Annotated in this window: 14 protein-coding genes; 10 read left to right on the forward strand and 4 right to left on the reverse strand. The window is 71.6% G+C overall.

The genetic code is table 11. The annotated features are described in order from the left end of the window. Positions 1-16 precede the first annotated feature (16 nt). A complete protein-coding gene (locus ABZT17_RS26345) occupies positions 17-532 on the reverse strand; it encodes a hypothetical protein (RefSeq protein ID WP_356352062.1) in 516 nt (171 codons plus the stop codon). Positions 533-681: 149 nt separating this feature from the next. On the opposite strand from ABZT17_RS26345, the gene cobT reads away from it, so the two are divergent. From cobT to ABZT17_RS26360, 3 genes are all read left to right on the forward strand, one after another. Then, on the forward strand, positions 682-1,779 hold the full coding sequence (gene cobT, locus ABZT17_RS26350) for a nicotinate-nucleotide--dimethylbenzimidazole phosphoribosyltransferase (protein WP_356352063.1): 1,098 nt from the start codon (positions 682-684) through the stop codon (positions 1,777-1,779). Positions 1,780-1,855: 76 nt separating this feature from the next. Beyond that, complete coding sequence (locus ABZT17_RS26355; protein ID WP_356352064.1) at positions 1,856-3,769, forward strand: phosphatidylglycerol lysyltransferase domain-containing protein; 1,914 nt, start codon at positions 1,856-1,858, stop codon at positions 3,767-3,769. 34 nt (positions 3,770-3,803) lie between these two features. Continuing rightward, positions 3,804-4,517 carry a hypothetical protein gene (locus tag ABZT17_RS26360; RefSeq protein WP_356352065.1) on the forward strand — a complete coding sequence of 238 codons (714 nt, stop codon included), beginning with the start codon at positions 3,804-3,806 and terminating at the stop codon, positions 4,515-4,517. Here ABZT17_RS26360 and ABZT17_RS26365 read toward each other — a convergent pair. Beyond that, positions 4,460-5,221, reverse strand: coding sequence for a hypothetical protein (locus ABZT17_RS26365; protein ID WP_356352066.1), 762 nt, complete (start codon positions 5,219-5,221; stop codon positions 4,460-4,462). The genes ABZT17_RS26360 and ABZT17_RS26365 overlap by 58 nt on opposite strands. A gap of 60 nt (positions 5,222-5,281) precedes the next feature. Between ABZT17_RS26365 and ABZT17_RS26370 the strand changes: the two genes are divergently transcribed. Next, positions 5,282-6,085, forward strand: a complete 804-nt coding sequence (locus ABZT17_RS26370; protein WP_356352067.1) for an adenosylcobinamide-GDP ribazoletransferase — start codon at positions 5,282-5,284, stop codon at positions 6,083-6,085. 2 nt (positions 6,086-6,087) lie between these two features. Here ABZT17_RS26370 and ABZT17_RS26375 read toward each other — a convergent pair whose 3' ends face one another. Then, entirely contained in the window at positions 6,088-6,870 is a 783-nt protein-coding gene (locus ABZT17_RS26375) for an endo alpha-1,4 polygalactosaminidase (protein ID WP_356352068.1), read from the reverse strand. A gap of 243 nt (positions 6,871-7,113) precedes the next feature. Here ABZT17_RS26375 and ABZT17_RS26380 point away from each other — a divergent pair, with 243 nt between their 5' ends. The 3 genes from ABZT17_RS26380 to sucB all read left to right on the forward strand — a co-directional run bounded on the left by ABZT17_RS26380 (position 7,114) and on the right by sucB (position 12,147). Beyond that, the gene (locus ABZT17_RS26380) at positions 7,114-8,646 is read left to right on the forward strand and encodes a leucyl aminopeptidase (protein ID WP_356352069.1); all 1,533 of its coding nucleotides are present in this window, start codon (positions 7,114-7,116) and stop codon (positions 8,644-8,646) included. A gap of 252 nt (positions 8,647-8,898) precedes the next feature. Then, complete coding sequence (gene lpdA, locus ABZT17_RS26385) at positions 8,899-10,287, forward strand: dihydrolipoyl dehydrogenase (RefSeq protein WP_356352070.1); 1,389 nt, start codon at positions 8,899-8,901, stop codon at positions 10,285-10,287. 75 nt (positions 10,288-10,362) lie between these two features. Further along, entirely contained in the window at positions 10,363-12,147 is a 1,785-nt protein-coding gene (sucB, locus tag ABZT17_RS26390; protein WP_356352071.1) for a 2-oxoglutarate dehydrogenase, E2 component, dihydrolipoamide succinyltransferase, read from the forward strand. 78 nt (positions 12,148-12,225) lie between these two features. Here sucB and ABZT17_RS26395 read toward each other — a convergent pair whose 3' ends face one another. After that, positions 12,226-12,888, reverse strand: a complete 663-nt coding sequence (locus ABZT17_RS26395; protein ID WP_356352072.1) for a hypothetical protein — start codon at positions 12,886-12,888, stop codon at positions 12,226-12,228. A 318-nt stretch (positions 12,889-13,206) separates the two neighbouring features. On the opposite strand from ABZT17_RS26395, the gene ABZT17_RS26400 reads away from it, so the two are divergent. The 3 genes from ABZT17_RS26400 (at position 13,207) to ABZT17_RS26410 (ending at position 17,825) form a co-directional block, all read left to right on the forward strand. Then, complete coding sequence (locus tag ABZT17_RS26400) at positions 13,207-13,830, forward strand: GntR family transcriptional regulator (protein WP_356352073.1); 624 nt, start codon at positions 13,207-13,209, stop codon at positions 13,828-13,830. A 234-nt stretch (positions 13,831-14,064) separates the two neighbouring features. Continuing rightward, on the forward strand, positions 14,065-16,767 hold the full coding sequence (aceE, locus tag ABZT17_RS26405; protein ID WP_356352074.1) for a pyruvate dehydrogenase (acetyl-transferring), homodimeric type: 2,703 nt from the start codon (positions 14,065-14,067) through the stop codon (positions 16,765-16,767). 83 nt (positions 16,768-16,850) lie between these two features. After that, entirely contained in the window at positions 16,851-17,825 is a 975-nt protein-coding gene (locus ABZT17_RS26410; RefSeq protein ID WP_356352075.1) for a WYL domain-containing protein, read from the forward strand. The last annotated feature ends 45 nt before the right edge of the window (positions 17,826-17,870 follow it).

Below are 17,870 nucleotides of genomic sequence, written 5' to 3' on the forward strand. Positions count from 1 at the left end.
TCCGTCAGAAGGGCACCTAGGCGGGTCGGCGGGCGATCAGGCGGTGGGAGTTCGCCGCGACGCGGTCCAGGACCAGCCGGGTCGATGTGACGATCGCGCAGTTCTGGGATGCGAGTGCGGCGCGCAGGGGCTCGGCCTGGGGGTGGGGGATCTCCAGGAGCAGGAGGCCGGTGGGGCGCAGAGTGGCGAGCGCCGCGTGGAGTTCGTCCGTGGAGGCCGGGGGGCGGAGCAGGGTGGTGACGTCGTAGCGGGCGCGCAGGGCCGCGGCGAGGGAGGGGTCGGTGAGGGTGCCCACGTAGGCCTCCTCGACGCGTTCGGCCTCGCGGGCGAGCATCAGCCGGGGGTCGGGGTCGGTGCCGTCGAAGGAGGTGTACGGGAAGAGTTCCTTTGCGGTGCCGGGGAAGTGCGCCTCGCCCGTGCCGATGTCCAGCCAGCTCTCCGGTTCGGGGAGGAGCCGTTGGACCGCGCGGGCCGTCGAGCGGTGGCGGCGTTGGCGGTCGAGGTCGGCGACGCGGGTGCGCAGGCGGTTCATGGGCGGCTCCCCAAGGCGTACGTCAATTCCCCACAAAAGGGACACAACAGGGAACGTAGGGGATCTGGATCCCGGGGGCAACGACGTCAGGGGCCCGTGGTGGCCATGTGGCGCCGACTTGTTCGACCGGTGCCGGTACTGTTCGGCGAATGAGCTCGCTTAATCTCGACGACTTCACCGATCTGATCGAGCGCCCCGACGGCGGGGTGCGCCGCGACGCCGAGGCGCGCCGGGAGCGTCAGATCGTGCCGCCCGGATCGCTGGGCCGCCTCGACGACCTGGGTGAGTGGCTGTCCGCGGCGCAGTCCGCCGTGCCGGTGCGGCCGATCGAACGGCCCCGGGTGGTGCTCTTCGCGGGCGACCACGGGATCGCCGAACTGGACGTCTCGGCGCGGCCCGCGGGCAGTGCGGAGCGGCTGGTGCGGGAGATCCTGGAGGGCGGCCGGCCCGTGTCGGTGCTGGCGCGACGGCTCGACGTGCCGGTGCGGATCGTGGATCTCGCCCTGGACTGCGATCCGGGGACACTGCCGGACGCCGTGGTGAGGCATCGGGTACGGCGGGGCAGCGGACGTATCGACATCGAGGACGCGCTGACCCTCGAGGAGGCCGAGGCGGCCTTCCGCGCCGGGGTCGCCGTGGCCGACGAGGAGGCCGACTCCGGTACGGATCTGGTGGTGCTCGGCGATGTGAGCGTCGGAGGGACCACGCCGGCGGGTGTGCTGGTCGCGGCGCTGTGCGGGACCGACGCGTCCGTGGTGACCGGGCGCGGCGGCGAGGCGATCGACGACCTGGCGTGGATGCGCAAGTGCGGGGCGATCCGGGACGCGCTGCGGCGGGCCCGACCGGTGCTCGGGGACCAGCTGCAACTGCTGGCGACCGTGGGCGGGGCGGACCTCGCGGCGATGACCGGGTTCCTGCTGCAGGCCGCGGTGCGCAAGCTGCCGGTGATCCTGGACGGCGTGGTGGCCGCCGCCTGTGCGCTGGTCGGGCAGCGGATCGCGTTCCGGGCGCCTGACTGGTGGCTGGCCGCGCATGACAGCGGGGAGCCGGGCCAGGCCAAGGCACTGGACCGGATGGCGCTGGAGCCGCTGCTGTCGCACGGCGTGACGGTGGGCGAGGGGGCCGGGGCGCTGCTGGCGCTGCCGCTGGTGCAGGCGGCCGCCGCGCTGGCCGCGGAGTTGCCGGAGAAGCCGGCGGCGGTGGAGGAGCCGGAGGAGAAGGAGAAGGAGGAGAAGGAGGAGGAGTGAAGCAGCCGAAAGTTGGCCGCACCGCCTACCAAAGATGGAGCGGTTGAGGCGGGCATCCCCCATATGATCCTCTCTCATGGGAGATGCCCGAAATGCCTCGCGGCGAGCCGCCGCATTTGCCGTCTGGTACCTGCGGGCCGTCGCGTTCGTCAACTTTCTCAGTGCCGTGTGGGTCTCCCTCGGGCAGGACGTGCGGCGGCACAACCAGGAGAACTTCTTCACCCCGTATCTGCTGACCGCGGGGTTCGCGTCGGGGGTGTTCACCGCCTTCCTCGCCATCACCATGCGGCGCCGCAAGCGGGCCGCGTGGATCCTGAACCTCGCCCTGGCCGGACCGTTCCTCGGCCTGTTCGCCTTCGCCCTGACCTTCCCCGAGATCCGGCAGTACGCCCAGAACTGGATCTCGCTCGTCCTCACCGCCGCCTTCGTCGCCGCGCTGCTCGTCGGCCGCAAGGAGTTCTACGCGAAGGGCGACCGCTCCAACCCCCGGCTCGCGGTCGTCGTCGCCGTCGGCGGCACCCTGGTCGCCTCGCTGCTCGCCGCCCTGCTGGTGACCGTCACCAACGAGGCGGCGGACTCGGCGCGTTCGACGTTCCTGGAGCGCTGGCGCTACGGCACCTTCCGGCTGATCTCGGTCGCCGTCGACGAGTCCCGCTTCCCCGGCATCGACGTGCCGAACTGGGTCAACGTCGCCGTCAACGTGCTCAGTACGGTCCTGGTCCTGGCCGTCTTCTACGCCGCCTTCCGCTCCCGCCGCGCCGTCGACCCGCTCACCGAGGACGACGAGAAGCGGCTGCGTGAGCTGCTGGAGCGGCACGGCAAGCGGGACTCGCTGGGCTACTTCTCCCTGCGGAGGGAGAAGAGCGTCGTCTGGTCGCCCACCGGCAAGGCGGCCGTCGCCTACCGGGTGGTCGGGGGCGTGTCGCTGGCCTCGGGGGATCCCATCGGGGACCCCGAGGCATGGCCGGGTGCCATCGAGCCATGGCTCTCCGAGGCCCGTGCGCACGGGTGGATCCCGGCCGTGATGGGAGCGAGCGAGGAGGCCGGGACGGTGTACGCGCGCCACGGTCTGGACGCGCTGGAGCTCGGCGACGAGGCCCTGGTCGAGGTCGCCGAGTTCACCCTGGAGGGGCGGGCGATGCGGACCGTGCGGCAGGCCTACAACCGGGTCAAGCGGGCCGGGTACGGCGTGCGCATCCGCCGGCACGAGGACATTCCGGCCGATGAGATGGCGTATCTGCTGAAGCGGGCCGACGACTGGCGGGACGGGGCCACCGAGCGCGGGTTCAGCATGGCGCTGGGGCGGCTCGGGGACCCCGACGACGGACAGTGCGTGATGCTCGAATGCACCGACTCCGACGGGGAGTTGAGGGCGCTGCTCTCCTTCGTGCCCTGGGGGCCGCACGGTCTCTCGCTCGACCTGATGCGGCGTGACCGGGACTCGGACAACGGGCTCATGGAGTTCATGGTGATCGAACTCCTGCGCCGCGCCGGGGAGATCGGGATCACCCAGGTCTCGCTGAACTTCGCGATGTTCCGCTCGGTGTTCGAACGGGGGGCGCGGCTCGGTGCCGGACCGGTGCTGCGGCTGTGGCGCTCGCTGCTGAGCTTCTTCTCGCGCTGGTGGCAGATCGAGTCGCTGTACCGCGCCAACGCCAAGTACCGGCCGATCTGGGAACCGCGGTTCCTGCTCTTCGAGAAGAGCGCGGACCTGCCACGCATCGGCATCGCCTCGGCCCGCGCGGAGGGCTTCCTGGGGGGCCTGTCGCCGGATTCCCGTCGTCCGCCCGGAGGGCGGGCCGCGCGGCGTCTGGTGCGTGCGATCGCAAGGCGCCGGAGCGCCGTCGTGGCGGAGCCACGTCGGTGGTTCGGCAACGCGGCGAGCGTGCGTGCCAGACGCCGCGCGGCAGGCGGGAATCCGGCGACAGGCCCCACGGCACCGGGGCTGCCGAAGTGGATGCATCGCAGGCACCTAGAGACGTACCGCTGACGCACCTGGAACCGTACGGACGAGGACCACCGGAATGAACACCCTTGCCCGTTGGGCCCGTGCCGAATGGGGACTTCTGTACGTCACGATCCGCGAGCCGCTCGTCGAGCTGCGGGCGCGGGCGATCCCCCTGACGCTCGGGGCGGTGGCGCTGACGGCGGCCATACAGCTCACGCAGAACCAGCCGTGGGGCTACCGGTTCGTGCAGAACGTCGGTGGTGTGCGGGCCGAGGACCCGCTGTGGCTGGCCCTGCTGCGCACACCCGTGTCGCTGTTCGTGCCGGCACCGGACCTCCCCGTCTGGGGCGCCCTCGTGCAGATCCTCTTCGTCTTCGGCGTCGCGGAGATCGGTCTCGGCCGGTGGCGCACGCTCGTCATCGCGTACACCGCGACCCTGGCCGGGACGCTCTACGCCCGCCTGGGCATCCGGCTGGGCTTCGACAGCTTCTTCGGGCTGCCGGCCTCGGACGCCCTGGTCGTGGACACCGGCCCGTCGGCGGCGGTGGTCGGCCTCGCGGTGTTCCTGGGGTGGCGCTACGGCGCGTACGTCACGGTGTGCGCGGTCACCGCGGCCATGGCGGTCGAGGTGATGCTGAAGGGCAATCTCGCCGGCAAGGAGCACATGGCGGCGATCGCGGCGGTGGGGGTGCTCTGTCTGATCTCGGCGCTGCGGCACCGCCGCGCCCCGCGTCACCTGCCGAGGGCGCGGGTGGGTTCGGGGTCGGGTTTCCCGCCGATCCAGTCCTGAAGCCTGCGGCGCGGGCCCGCCCAGCGCCTGTCGTGGCGGTAGGCGCGCAGGGTGGCCCTGGCCCGGGCGCGGGGACGGCGGCCGTAGAAGCGGCGGGCCCAGGGGGAGCCGGGGCGGGCCAGGCGCAGGAGGCCGATCAGTCCGACCAGCGGGACGATCACGCTGAAGATGGCCATCCGGGTCTTGCCCTTGCTCAGCACGGCCAGCGCGAACAGGAAGTTGATGGCGACCGTCGAGATGACGCTGCCCCGGTCGTGCAGCTCCGTCTGGCTCATGTCGTTGACGCCGAAGGGCGAGAACCCGGCGAGCAGCAGCCCGACCAGGGCCGCGGTGAGGACGACGACCTCGACGCTCTTACGGCCCTCCTCGGTCCAGTAGACGTCGTCGAGATGCAGGATCAGCGCGAACTCGTCGAGGACCAGCCCGGCTCCCATGCCGAAGAGGACGGCGCAGACGGCGGACCCGAACCCGTGCCGGTCGCTGGCGACCGCGCCGAAACCGCCGACGATCGTGAGGACGACACCCGGGACGACATGGTGGATGTGCACCCCGCCGGCCTGCACGTTGCCGAAGGGCCCCTTGCCCGCCCGGATCAGACGGGTGATGACCCGGGTGATCAGGAACGTCAGCACGAACGAGGTGAGCGCGAGGAGCAGCGGCAGCTTGCCGGGCTCGATGATGTTGCGCTGGAGCCAATGTCCCATAAGCGCACTTTATTCGTAGGTGCTGGGGGCGCTCACCCGACCGACGGGTAACCTGCGCCGGTGCCCACGACCTCTCCCCCTCCCCCTCCCTCGTTCCTCGACGGCGTCCGCTTCGCCTTCGGGACGCTGACGGTTCTGCCGGTCGGGGTGACCCGCTGGGACCGGGAGGCCGCGCGCCGCGGAATGACGTACGCCCCGATGGTGGGTCTCGTGGTCGGCGGCTGTTCGGCCGGGCTCGGGCTGCTGCTGCTCCTCCTGGGCGCGGGTGCGCCGCTCGCCGCCGTCGCGAGCGTCGCCGTGCCCGCCGTACTCACCCGTGGGCTGCATCTCGACGGTCTCGCCGACACGGCGGACGGGCTCGGCAGCGGCAAGCCCGCCGAGGACGCGCTGCGGATCATGAAGCAGTCGGACATCGGCCCGTTCGGGGTGATCACCCTGGTCTTCGTCCTGCTCGCCCAGGTGGCCGCACTCGCGCAGCTCTACGGCGACTCGTGGGCCCGGGGTGCCGCCGCCGCCCTCGTCTCGGCGATCGCGGCCCGGCTCGCGCTCACGCTGGCCGCCCGCGCCGGAGTCCCGGCCGCCCGGCCGGAGGGGCTGGGGGCGGCGGTCGCGGGCGTGGTCCCGGTGGGGGCCGCGCTGGCCACGGCGCTGTCCTTCACGGTCATCTCGGTGGCCCTGGGGCCGCTCTTCGGGGCACAGGGGTACCTCCGTGCCGCCGCCGCGGTCGTCCTCGCGGCGGCCGGCGCCGAACTCCTGCTGCGCCACTGCGTTCGCCGCTTCGGCGGGATCACCGGCGATGTGTTCGGCGGCCTCGCCGAGACCGCGGCGACGGTGACGCTGCTGGTGCTGTCGCTGGGGCGGTAGCCTCAGCAGGCCCGGCGCCAGGTCCCCAGTTCGTACTTCTTGAGCATCGAGCTGAACCTCAGCCTGCGGGACTCGGCGCAGAAGCGGCTGGTCGGCAGCTCGTACTCGACGTGGAAGACGGCCTTGTCCGCCGTGATGAAGGGCTTCATGGCGTCGCACTCGTCGTACTGGGCGCACTGCTCGTTGACCGCGAAGTCGAAGTCGCCGACGAGCCGGGGGATCTGGTCCAGGTCGTTCTTCAGGCCGACCGCCATGCCCCGGTCGTGGGCGAGCCGGGCGATGAGCCGGTTGTAGCGGAGCTGGTCGGCCGCCTCGAGCGGGAAGCCGGTGGCGTTCTTGTAGCCGTCCATGTTGTCCGGCTCCACCGCGTCGAAGCCCTTGTCGCGGCACATGTCGAGGCGGGCCGCCATCAGTGGTTCCAGGACGCCGGTGCGGCGGATGTCGAGCCAGCGCTCGCCCTTCCAGCCGTTGCCCTTGCCGATCACCGACCTGGGGAACTTCCCCGCGTCCGGGCGCCAGTCCTCCCAGGCGCCCGTGGAGAGGTAGCAGATCACCTTGCGGCCCTTGTCGTGCAGGGCGGTGACGGTCGCCTTCGGCTGGTCGAAGCCGTCGATGTCGTAGACCGGCACGTCCACGGAGGTGTCGATCCGGCCGCTGAGCTGCCACTGCCAGGCCACACCGGGGCGCGGCCGCCAGTGCCCGGCCGGCCGGGCGGAGTCGGTCGCGGTGCCGCAGCCCGCCGCCAGCAGGGTCAGCGCGGCGAGCAGGAAGGTCGGGCGTCTCAAGGGACAGGCTCCAGGATGAGGCGAAACGTTCCCCTGGATGATCGCCCATGCCTGTCACCCCGCTGTGCAGCGGGGTGAGTCGGGGCACGCACACGCGTAGGCTCATCCAAAGTGTTCGACGCACCGGGGAAGGCCCCGCGGAAACCGCACCCTCGCCGCCGCATTCAGGGTGGGCTGTCGGGCCCGGTCGACCCACACACATCGACCACTGGAACTTCACATCGGAAGCGAGAAATCACCACCGTGACTGCTCTCACTCTCAGCACCGCCGCGGCGCCCGGCCTGCGGGCCGACGCGATCGTCGTCGGTGTCGCCAAGGGCGCGGGGGGCCCGGTCGTCGCACCGGGCGCCGAAGCCGTGGACAAGGCCTACGACGGCAAGCTCGCCGGCGTCCTGGAAACCCTCGGTGCCTCCGGTGCCGAGGGCGAGGTGACGAAGCTGCCGGCGCCGTCCGCCTTCAAGGCCCCGCTGGTCGTGGCGGTCGGCCTCGGCGCCGAGCCCGACAAGGACTCCGGCTACGACGGCGAGGCGCTGCGCAAGGCGGCCGGCGCCGCCGCCCGTGCCCTCACCGGCGTCAAGAAGGCCGCCTTCGTGCTGCCGATCGGGGACGCCACCGACGTCGGCGCGATCGGCGAGGGCGTGCTGCTCGGCGCGTACTCCTTCGACACCTACAAGGAGAACGGGTCGAACGGCGGCGCCAAGGCCAAGAACGGCAAGGGGCCGCTCGGCGAGGCCGCGCTGCTGGGCGGCAAGCCCCGGGACGCCGCGCACAAGGCCGCCCTGGCCCGCGCCACGGCCGTCTCCGAGGAGCTCAACCGGGCCCGCGACCTGATCAACATGCCGCCGAACGACCTCGACCCCGAGGCGTTCGCGGGCATCGCGCAGGCCGCGGCCAAGGAGCACGGCATCAAGGTGCAGGTGCTCGACGTCAAGGCTCTGGAGAAGGGCGGCTACGGCGGCATCCTGGGCGTCGGCGCGGGGTCGGCGTCCGGGCCGCGGCTGGTCAAGCTGTCGTACACCTCCTCCAAGGCGAAGAAGCACCTCGCGCTCGTCGGCAAGGGCATCACCTACGACTCGGGCGGCATCTCGCTGAAGCCGGCCGGGCACAACGAGACGATGAAGTGCGACATGAGCGGGGCGGCGGCGGTCTTCGCCGCCGTGGTCGCCGCCGCGCGTCTGGGTCTCGAGGTGAACGTCACCGGGTGGCTGGCGCTCGCCGAGAACATGCCGTCGGGTTCGGCCACCCGCCCCGGTGACGTGCTGCGCATGTACAGCGGCAAGACGGTCGAGGTGCTCAACACCGACGCCGAGGGCCGGCTGGTGCTCGCCGACGCGCTGTGGGCGGCCTCGCAGGAGAAGCCGGACGCGATCGTCGACGTGGCGACGCTGACGGGCGCGATGATGCTGGCGCTGGGCAGCCGGACGTTCGGGATCATGGCCAACGACGACGCGTTCCGCTCCGCGGTGCACGAGGCGGCGGAGGAGGTCGGGGAGCCGGCGTGGCCGATGCCGCTGCCCGAGCACCTGCGCAAGGGGATGGATTCGCCCACCGCGGACATCGCCAACATGGGTGAGCGGATGGGCGGGGGCCTGGTCGCGGGTCTCTTCCTGCGGGAGTTCGTGGGCGAGGGGATCACCTGGGCGCACCTGGACATCGCGGGACCGGCCTTCAACGAGGGCGGGGCCTGGGGTTACACCCCCAAGGGCGGTACGGGTACGGCGGTACGGACGCTGGTCCGTCTCGCCGAGCTGACGGCCTCGGGCGACCTGGGCTGATGTCGCTCTGACGTCCCGGTGAGTGAGGGGGCTCCGCATGCGGGTAGGGCGGAGCCCCCTCTTCCGTGCCCGCTCGGCCGAACGTGGGACGTCTCACACACCGGCCCGGCGTCTCGTTCACCTCCGACAAGTGCGAAGATGGGGCTCGGCAGGACAGGGCCCCACCACAGGGCCGAAGAAAGAGCGGCCGGACACCAGCCGCCGACCGGTCACTGCTGACCGGCGTAGGCGCACATGCATGGAGGACGTGACGTGGCGAACGACGCCAGCACCGTTTTCGACCTAGTGATCCTCGGCGGTGGTAGTGGCGGGTACGCCGCGGCCCTGCGCGGGGCCCAGCTGGGCCTGGACGTCGCCCTGATCGAGAAGAACAAGGTCGGCGGTACCTGCCTGCACAATGGATGCATCCCCACCAAGGCACTGCTGCACGCCGGTGAGATCGCCGACCAGGCCCGCGAGAGCGCGCAGTTCGGTGTGAAGGCCACCTTCGAGGGCATCGACATCGCGGCCGTCCACAAGTACAAGGACGGCGTCGTCTCGGGCCTGTACAAGGGGCTGCAGGGACTCATCGCGTCCCGCAAGGTGACGTACATCGAGGGTGAGGGTCGTCTCTCCTCCCCCACCTCCGTCGACGTGGACGGCCGGCGCGTCCAGGGCCGCCACGTGCTCCTCGCGACCGGCTCCGTGCCGAAGTCGCTGCCGGGCCTGGAGATCGACGGCAACCGGATCATCTCCTCCGACCACGCCCTCGTCCTGGACCGCGTGCCGAAGTCCGCGATCATCCTGGGCGGCGGAGTCATCGGCGTCGAGTTCGCCTCCGCCTGGAAGTCCTTCGGGTCGGACGTCACCGTCATCGAGGGCCTCAAGCACCTCGTCCCGGTCGAGGACGAGAACTCCTCCAAGCTTCTTGAGCGCGCGTTCCGCAAGCGCGGCATCAAGTTCAACCTGGGCACCTTCTTCTCGAAGGCCGAGTACACCGCCGACGGCGTCAAGGTCACCCTGGCCGACGGCAAGGAGTTCGAGGCCGAGCTCCTGCTGGTCGCGGTCGGCCGCGGCCCGGTCTCCGCCGGTCTCGGCTACGAGGAGCAGGGCGTCGCGATGGACCGCGGCTATGTCCTCGTCGACGAGTACATGCGGACGAACGTCCCGACCATCTCCGCCGTCGGTGACCTGGTCCCGACGCTCCAGCTCGCGCACGTCGGCTTCGCCGAGGGCATCCTGGTGGCGGAGCGTCTGGCCGGTCTGAAGACCGTCCCGATCGACTACGACGGTGTCCCGCGGGTGACGTACTGCCACCCCGAGGTCGCCTCCGTGGGCATCACCGAGGCCAAGGCCAAGGAGATCTACGGCGCGGACAAGGTCGTCGCTCTGAAGTACAACCTCGCGGGCAACGGCAGGAGCAAGATCCTGAACACCTCGGGCGAGATCAAGCTCGTCCAGGTCAAGGACGGTGCCGTGGTCGGCGTCCACATGGTCGGCGACCGCATGGGCGAGCAGGTCGGCGAGGCCCAGCTGATCTACAACTGGGAAGCGCTGCCCGCCGAGGTCGCCCAGCTCATCCACGCCCACCCGACGCAGAACGAGGCGCTCGGCGAGGCCCACCTGGCCCTGGCCGGCAAGCCGCTGCACGCGCACGACTGACCCCTCGGTCGAGAAGCGACTCCGCTCGCAAGCGACGACACAGACTTCCGCAATTCGTAAGGAGCAACCGAAACCATGGCGGTTTCCGTAACCCTTCCGGCGCTCGGCGAGAGCGTCACCGAGGGCACTGTCACCCGCTGGCTGAAGGCCGAGGGTGAGCGCGTCGAGGCCGACGAGCCGCTGCTCGAGGTCTCGACCGACAAGGTCGACACCGAGATCCCCTCGCCCGCCGCCGGTGTCCTCGCCTCCATCAAGGTCGCCGAGGACGAGACCGTCGAGGTCGGCGCCGAGCTGGCCGTGATCGACGACGGCACCGGTTCCCCCGCCGCTGCCCCGGCCCCCGCTGCCGAGCCGGCTCCCGCCGCCGCTCCGGCCCCGGTGGCCGAGGCTCCGGCCGCCCCGGCCCCCGCCCCCGCCCCCGAGGCTCCGGCCGCCCCCGCCGCCCCGGCCGGTGGCGCGTCCGGCACCGACGTGGTCCTCCCGGCGCTCGGCGAGTCCGTCACCGAGGGCACCGTCACCCGCTGGCTGAAGTCGGTCGGCGACTCCGTCGAGGCCGACGAGCCGCTGCTCGAGGTCTCCACGGACAAGGTCGACACCGAGATCCCCGCGCCCACCTCCGGTGTGCTCCTGGAGATCACGGTCGGCGAGGACGAGACGGCCGAGGTCGGCGCCAAGCTCGCCGTCATCGGCGCCCCGGGTGCCGCGCCCGCCGCCGCTCCCGCCCCGGCCGCCCCGGCACCGGCCGCCGCCGCTCCGGCTCCGGCCGCCCCCGCGGCTCCGCCGGCCCCCGCTCCGGCGCCCGCCGCCCCGGCCCCCGCGCCGGCTCCGGTCGCCGCCGCTCCGGCCCCGGCCGCTCCGGCTCCCGCGCCGGCCGCTCCGGCCCCGGTCACCCCGGCTCCGGCTCCCGCCGCCACCTCCGGTGACGACGGCGCCTACGTCACCCCGCTGGTGCGCAAGCTCGCCGCCGAGAACGGCGTCGACCTGGGCTCCGTCAAGGGCACCGGCGTCGGCGGCCGTATCCGCAAGCAGGACGTCGTCGCCGCCGCCGAGGCCGCGAAGGCTGCCGCCGCCGCCCCGGCTCCGGCCGCCGCGGCCCCGGCCGCCGCCGCCAAGAAGGCGCCGACCCTGGAGGCCTCCCCCCTCCGCGGCCAGACCGTCAAGATGCCGCGCATCCGCAAGGTCATCGGCGACAACATGGTCAAGGCGCTGCACGAGCAGGCGCAGCTGTCCTCGGTCGTCGAGGTCGACGTCACCCGCCTGATGAAGCTGCGGGCCAGGGCCAAGGACTCCTTCGCCGCGCGCGAGGGCGTCAAGCTCTCCCCGATGCCGTTCTTCGTGAAGGCGGCGGCCCAGGCGCTGAAGGCCCACCCGGTCATCAACGCCAAGATCAACGAGGCCGAGGGCACGATCACCTACTTCGACACCGAGAGCATCGGTATCGCGGTGGACTCCGAGAAGGGCCTGATGACCCCGGTCATCAAGCACGCGGGCGACCTGAACATCGCCGGCATCGCGAAGACCACGGCGGAGCTGGCCGGCAAGGTCCGCGCCAACAAGATCACGCCCGACGAGCTGTCCGGCGCGACCTTCACCATCTCCAACACCGGTTCGCGCGGTGCGCTCTTCGACACGATCATCGTGCCGCCGGGCCAGGTCGCGATCCTCGGCATCGGTGCCACGGTCAAGCGCCCGGCGGTCATCGAGACCGAGGAGGGCACGGTCATCGGCGTCCGCGACATGACCTACCTGACCCTCTCCTACGACCACCGTCTGGTGGACGGCGCCGACGCGGCCCGTTACCTGACCGCGGTCAAGGCGATCCTGGAGGCGGGCGAGTTCGAGGTCGAGCTCGGCCTGTAACCCCCGTCGGGTCGTGCGGCGCCCCCGTCCGGAGCTCTCCGGGCGGGGGCGCCGTCGTATGCCTGTCGGTGTCGCCGCCTATCGCCGGGTGAGCGTGTGGTCGCTCCAGTCCCACAGGGTCTCGACCCACACGTTCGGGATGTCCAGGTGGGGCGCGTACGTCAGATGGCGTGCCCGGTAGGCGTGCAGGACGTCGTAGGTGGCGTCCAGGCAGTCCCGGGAGGTCAGTTCGCCGGTCTTCGGGTCGATGCCGACCAGGAAGCCCCGGCTCTCCACGGTGTGGATCATCGCCCTGGCGTGGTCCACGTCACCGGCCGAGGACGAGACGCAGCGGTAACGGGTGTACGGGTGCTTCACCTTGCCCGGGTAGTGGGCGTCCCGGGACATGTCGCTGAGCATGCGGGCGTACGAGCCCTGCGCGTGCCAGGCTCCGATGTCGCCGCCGGGCGGGGTGTACAGCTTGTTCGTGGGGTTCTCCACGGCGCCGTAGACCCACTGGTCCGTCCCGGTGACCCGGAAGCCCCAGCCGACGTGTCCGAACTTCTGTGCCCCGTCCGGCTTGACGAAGACGCAGGCCCCGCCGGAGCCGGCGGCGGCGGACAGGGCGGTGAGGCCACCGGTCGCCTCCCCCGCGCTCCTGGTCTTGCGGACCTTGGCGGGCCGCTGCTGGTGCGTTCCGGTGCCCGAGGAGTGGCATCCGACGAAGCCTCCGACGGCCATCGTCACGGCCACGGTGACCACGCACGCGATCCGTCCGGTTCGTCCCCCGATGAACATCGCATCCCCCAGTGGTGCGGCGGGGCTCCTGACCGGAAAACCCCTCTGCCCACCGCGACACCGGATGGCCGCCCGGGGTTTCGCCGGTGACACGGCGGTGACGGGTCCGGGTCGGGGCCGGTACGGGTCTTTACAGGGAGCGCCGCTCTGCAGAGCGTGTAAGTCTCGTCTCACCTGCATGAAAGCGCCCCCGTGCGCCCCTCCTGGACGGGCCTGCGGCCTTATTGTCTAAACGTCAAACGCCCCCGGGGGCCGCACGGCCCCTCGCAACGAGGAGCCCTCATGACCGCGCCCGTCGTCCACTCGCTGCGCGAACAGATCCGCGAGCACATCGTGGAGGGGATCGTCAGCGGGCGCTGGAAGCCGGGCGAGCGGATCGTGGAGCGTCGGATCGCGACCGAGCTGGAGGTCAGCCAGACACCGGTGCGGGAGGCACTGCGGGAGCTGGAGTCGCTGCGGCTGATCGAGTCGGCGCCGAACAAGGGCGTACGGGTGCGGAACCTGACGGCGGCCGACCTGGAGGAGAGCTACCCGGTCCGGGCCGGTCTGGAGGCGATCGCGGCGGAGCTGGCGGCGGAGCGGCTGGCGCGGGACTGCTCGGCGCTGGAGCCGCATGTGGCCGCGCTGTACGAGGCCGACCGGGAGTCCGACGGGACGGGCCAGGTGCGGCACACGGTGGGCTTCCACCGGGAGCTGGTGCGGGCGGCCGGCAACTCGGTCCTGCTGCACACCTGGGAGGGCCTGGGCATCGAGGTCTTCACGGCGCTGTCGATCCGCTGGCTGGGAACCGTTCAGCAGTCGTACGCCGAGGAGCACGAGGAGCTGTTGGCCGCGTTCCGCAGGCGCGACCCGCGTATCGCCGAGATCGTCAAGGCGCATGTGCTCGGGTGCGCCCCCCGGGCCTGACCCACCCGAGCACACCCTTGCTCACCTGCGAAAACACCACTTCTGAAGCGGCACCCGGTGTCTTCGCCGGAGACACTCCGTGCCGACTTTCTCGGAATCAAGATATTTTGCCCTGGACCCTTTGATCGATCATCGATCAGCGAGTTATTGTCGCCGACGGACCTCCACCGAGGTCCCCAGCCCTGTCCTGCCAAAGACCAAGGGCACCCCCCTTCGACTGAGGAAGGCGGCGACATGACCGACCCCCACGCCATCCAGCCGAGCGAGCTCGACCAGCTCCCCGACCGGGACCCCGAGGAGACCGCCGAATGGCAGGCCTCCCTGGACGCGGTCGCCAAGGCGGCGGGCCCGCACCGTGCCGCGTATCTGATGCGCCGCACGCTGGAGCGGGCGGAGGCGGGCGGCGTCGCGTTGCCCAAGCTCCTCGAGACGGACTACGTCAACACCATCCCCACCGCCGCCGAGCCGGCCGTCCCCGGTGACGAGGCGCTGGAGCGCCGTATCACCGCGTGGAACCGCTGGAACGCGGCGGCGATGGTGACCCGTGGCTCCAAATACGGCGTCGGCGGCCACATCGCCACCTTCGCCTCCGCGGCCTGGCTCTACGAGACCGGCTTCAACCACTTCTTCAAGGGCAAGGAGGAGGACGGCAGCGGCGACCAGCTGTACATCCAGGGCCACGCCTCCCCCGGTATCTACGCCCGTGCCTTCCTCGACGGCCGGCTGACCGAGCGGCACCTCGACAACTTCCGCCGCGAGTCGGGGGGCGACGGCCTGCCGTCCTACCCGCACCCGCGCCGGCTGCCCTGGCTCTGGGAGTTCCCGACCGTCTCCATGGGCCTCGGCCCGCTGTCGGCGATCTACCAGGCCCGTTTCAACCGGTACCTCACAGCCCGCGGCATCAAGGACGTCTCGCAGTCCCACGTCTGGGCCTTCCTCGGCGACGGCGAGATGGACGAGCCGGAGTCGACGGCCGCACTCGCGCTCGCGAGCCGTGAGGGCCTCGACAACCTCACCTTCGTCATCAACTGCAACCTGCAGCGCCTCGACGGCCCGGTCCGCGCGAACTTCAAGATCGTGCAGGAGCTGGAGGCCCAGTTCCGCGGCGCCGGCTGGAACGTCGTCAAGTCGCTGTGGGGCTCCGCCTGGGACGAGCTGTTCGCGCTCGACACCACGGGCGCGCTGGTACGCCGGCTGCGCCAGGTGCCGGACGCGCAGGTGCAGACGTACCAGACCCGCGACGCGGCCTACATCCGCCAGGACTTCTTCGGGGCCGACCCCGCGCTGGCCGAGATGGCGAAGCTGCTGAGCGACGACAAGATCCTCGAGTGCTTCCATCTGTCCCGCGGCGGTCACGAGGCGCGCAAGGTGTACGCGGCCTACAAGGCGGCCCTGGACCACAAGGGCGCGCCGACCGTGATCCTCGCCCAGACCGTCAAGGGCTTCACGCTCGGCGAGGGCTTCGCGTCGAAGAACGCCAACCACCAGATGAAGAAGCTCACGGTGGACGAGTTCAAGCAGATGCGTGACCTGCTCGAACTCCCCATCAAGGACAGCGACTTCGTCGACGGTGTGGTGCCCTACGGCCACCCCGGCACCGACTCCCCCGAGGTCCGCTACCTCCAGGAGCGCCGCGCGGCCCTCGGCGGCCCGGCCCCGGCCCGTCGTACACACGCGCTCGCGCCCCTGCCCGCCCCCGCCGAGAAGGCCTTCGCCGCCTTCGACAAGGGCTCGGGCTCGCAGAACGTGGCCACCACCATGGCCTTCGTCCGCCTCGTCAAGGACCTGGTCCGCGACAAGAAGACCGGGAAGCGCTGGGTGCCGATCGTCCCCGACGAGGCGCGCACCTTCGGCATGGAGAGCCTCTTCCCGTCCCTGGGCATCTACTCCCCCAAGGGCCAGACGTACGAGCCGGTCGACCGCGACCAGCTGATGTACTACAAGGAGGCCAAGAACGGCCAGATCCTCAACGAGGGGATCACCGAGGCCGGTTCGATGGCCGACTTCATCGCCGCGTCGACCGCGTACGCGACGCACGGCGAGGCGATGATCCCGTTCTACATCTTCTACTCGATGTTCGGCTGGCAGCGCACGGCCGACCAGATGTGGCAGCTCGGCGACCAGCTCGGCCGCGGCTTCCTCGTCGGCGCGACGGCCGGTCGTACGACCCTGACCGGCGAGGGCCTGCAGCACGCGGACGGTCACTCGCCGGTGATCGCGGCGACCAACCCGGCGGCGCTGACCTACGACCCGGCGTTCGCGTACGAGGTCGCGACCATCGTCAAGGACGGTCTGCGCCGTATGTACGGCGAGGCGACACCGGGCGAGGACCCGAACGTCTTCTACTACCTCACGGTCTACAACGAGCCGCTCCCGCAGCCCGCGAAGCCGTCCGGCACGGCCATCGACGAGGGCATCGTCAAGGGCCTGTACCGCTTCGGCACGGCGGAGGAGGCAGGGCTCGCCCCGGCCGCCAACGCCCCGCGCATCCAGCTGCTGGGTTCCGGTACGGCGATCCACTGGACGCTCCGGGCGCAGAAGCTGCTCGCCGAGGAGTGGGGGGTCGCGGCCGACGTCTGGTCGGCGACGTCCTGGACGGAGCTGCGGCGCGACGCGCTGGAGGCCGACGCGGCGCTGCTGCGCGGCGAGGAGCGGGTGCCGTACGTCCGCCAGGTACTGCACGGCGCCGAGGGGCCGGTACTCGCCGTCTCGGACTACATGCGCCAGGTCCCGGACCAGATCGCGCAGTGGGTGGAACAGGACTACTCGTCGCTGGGCGCGGACGGCTTCGGTCTGTCGGACACCCGTGAGGGCGCGCGGCGCCACTTCGGGGTCGACGCGGAGTCGATCGTCGTGGCGGCCCTGGCCCAGCTCGCGCGACGCGGCGAGGTCAAGGCGACGGCGGTGAAGGAAGCCCGGGAGAAGTACGGGCTGTAATCCGGCGGCGGGTGAGCGGGGAGGAAGGGGTACGGCGGCTGCCGTACCCCTTCGTTGTCGGTGGACCCCGGCATCATGGCCCCATGCGCGCTGCCCGCCTCATCAAGATGGTGCTGTTGCTCCAGTCCCGTCCCTCCATGACCGCCGCCGAACTCGCCCGCGAGCTCGAGGTCTCCGAGCGGACGGTGACGCGGGACGCCCAGGCGCTGTCCGAGGCGGGTGTGCCCGTGTACGCGGACCGGGGCCGGGCCGGGGGTTACCGTCTCATCGGCGGGTATCGGACCCGGTTGACCGGACTCGCCCGGAGTGAGGCCGAGGCGCTCTTCCTGTCCGGCGTGCCGGGGGCCCTGCGCGAGATGGGGCTGGAGGACGCCGCCTCCGCCGCCCGGCTGAAGGTGTCGGCCGCCCTGTTGCCGTCGTTGCGCGACGCCTCCCGTACGGCCGCCCAGCGATTCCACCTCGACGCCCCCAACTGGTTCGCCGAGCCGAAGGCACCCGAGCTGCTGCCCGCCGTGGCCGACGCCGTGTGGGACGACCGCCGGGTCACCGCCCGCTATCGCAGGGGCGAGAGCGAGGTGGTGCGGGAGCTGGAGCCGTACGGCCTCGTGCTGAAGGCGGGGGTCTGGTACCTGTGCGCCCGCATCCCGGATCCGGGCTCCTTCCGCGTCTACCGGATCGACCGGTTCACCGCGGTCGAGGCCTGTGCGGACCGGTTCGAGCGGGACGAGGGCTTCGAGCTGCCCGTCTTCTGGGAGGAGCGGGCGGAGCAGTTCGCCCGGTCGATCCTGCGCGCCGAGATCGTCGTACGGGTGTCGCGGGACGGGGCGCGAAGACTTCCCTACGCCGTCGATCCGGCCGCCGCCCGGGCGGCACTGGCGGCCGCGGGCGCCGCGGACGGGGACGGGTGGCTGACGTTGACGCTGCCGGTGGAGTCGGAGAAGGTGGCCCACGCGCAGCTCGCGGGCCTGGGGCCGGAGGTGGAGGTGCTGGCACCCGAGAGCCTGCGGGCCCGCTTCGCGAGCGATGCCGTACGGCTGGCCGCTCTGTACGGGACATAACAATCCGCCGCACTCCACGTGCGCCCCACCCGCCCAGGCCCGATG

The sequence above is a fragment of the Streptomyces sp. NPDC005648 genome (genome assembly GCF_040605395.1).
Lineage (GTDB): Bacteria > Actinomycetota > Actinomycetes > Streptomycetales > Streptomycetaceae > Streptomyces.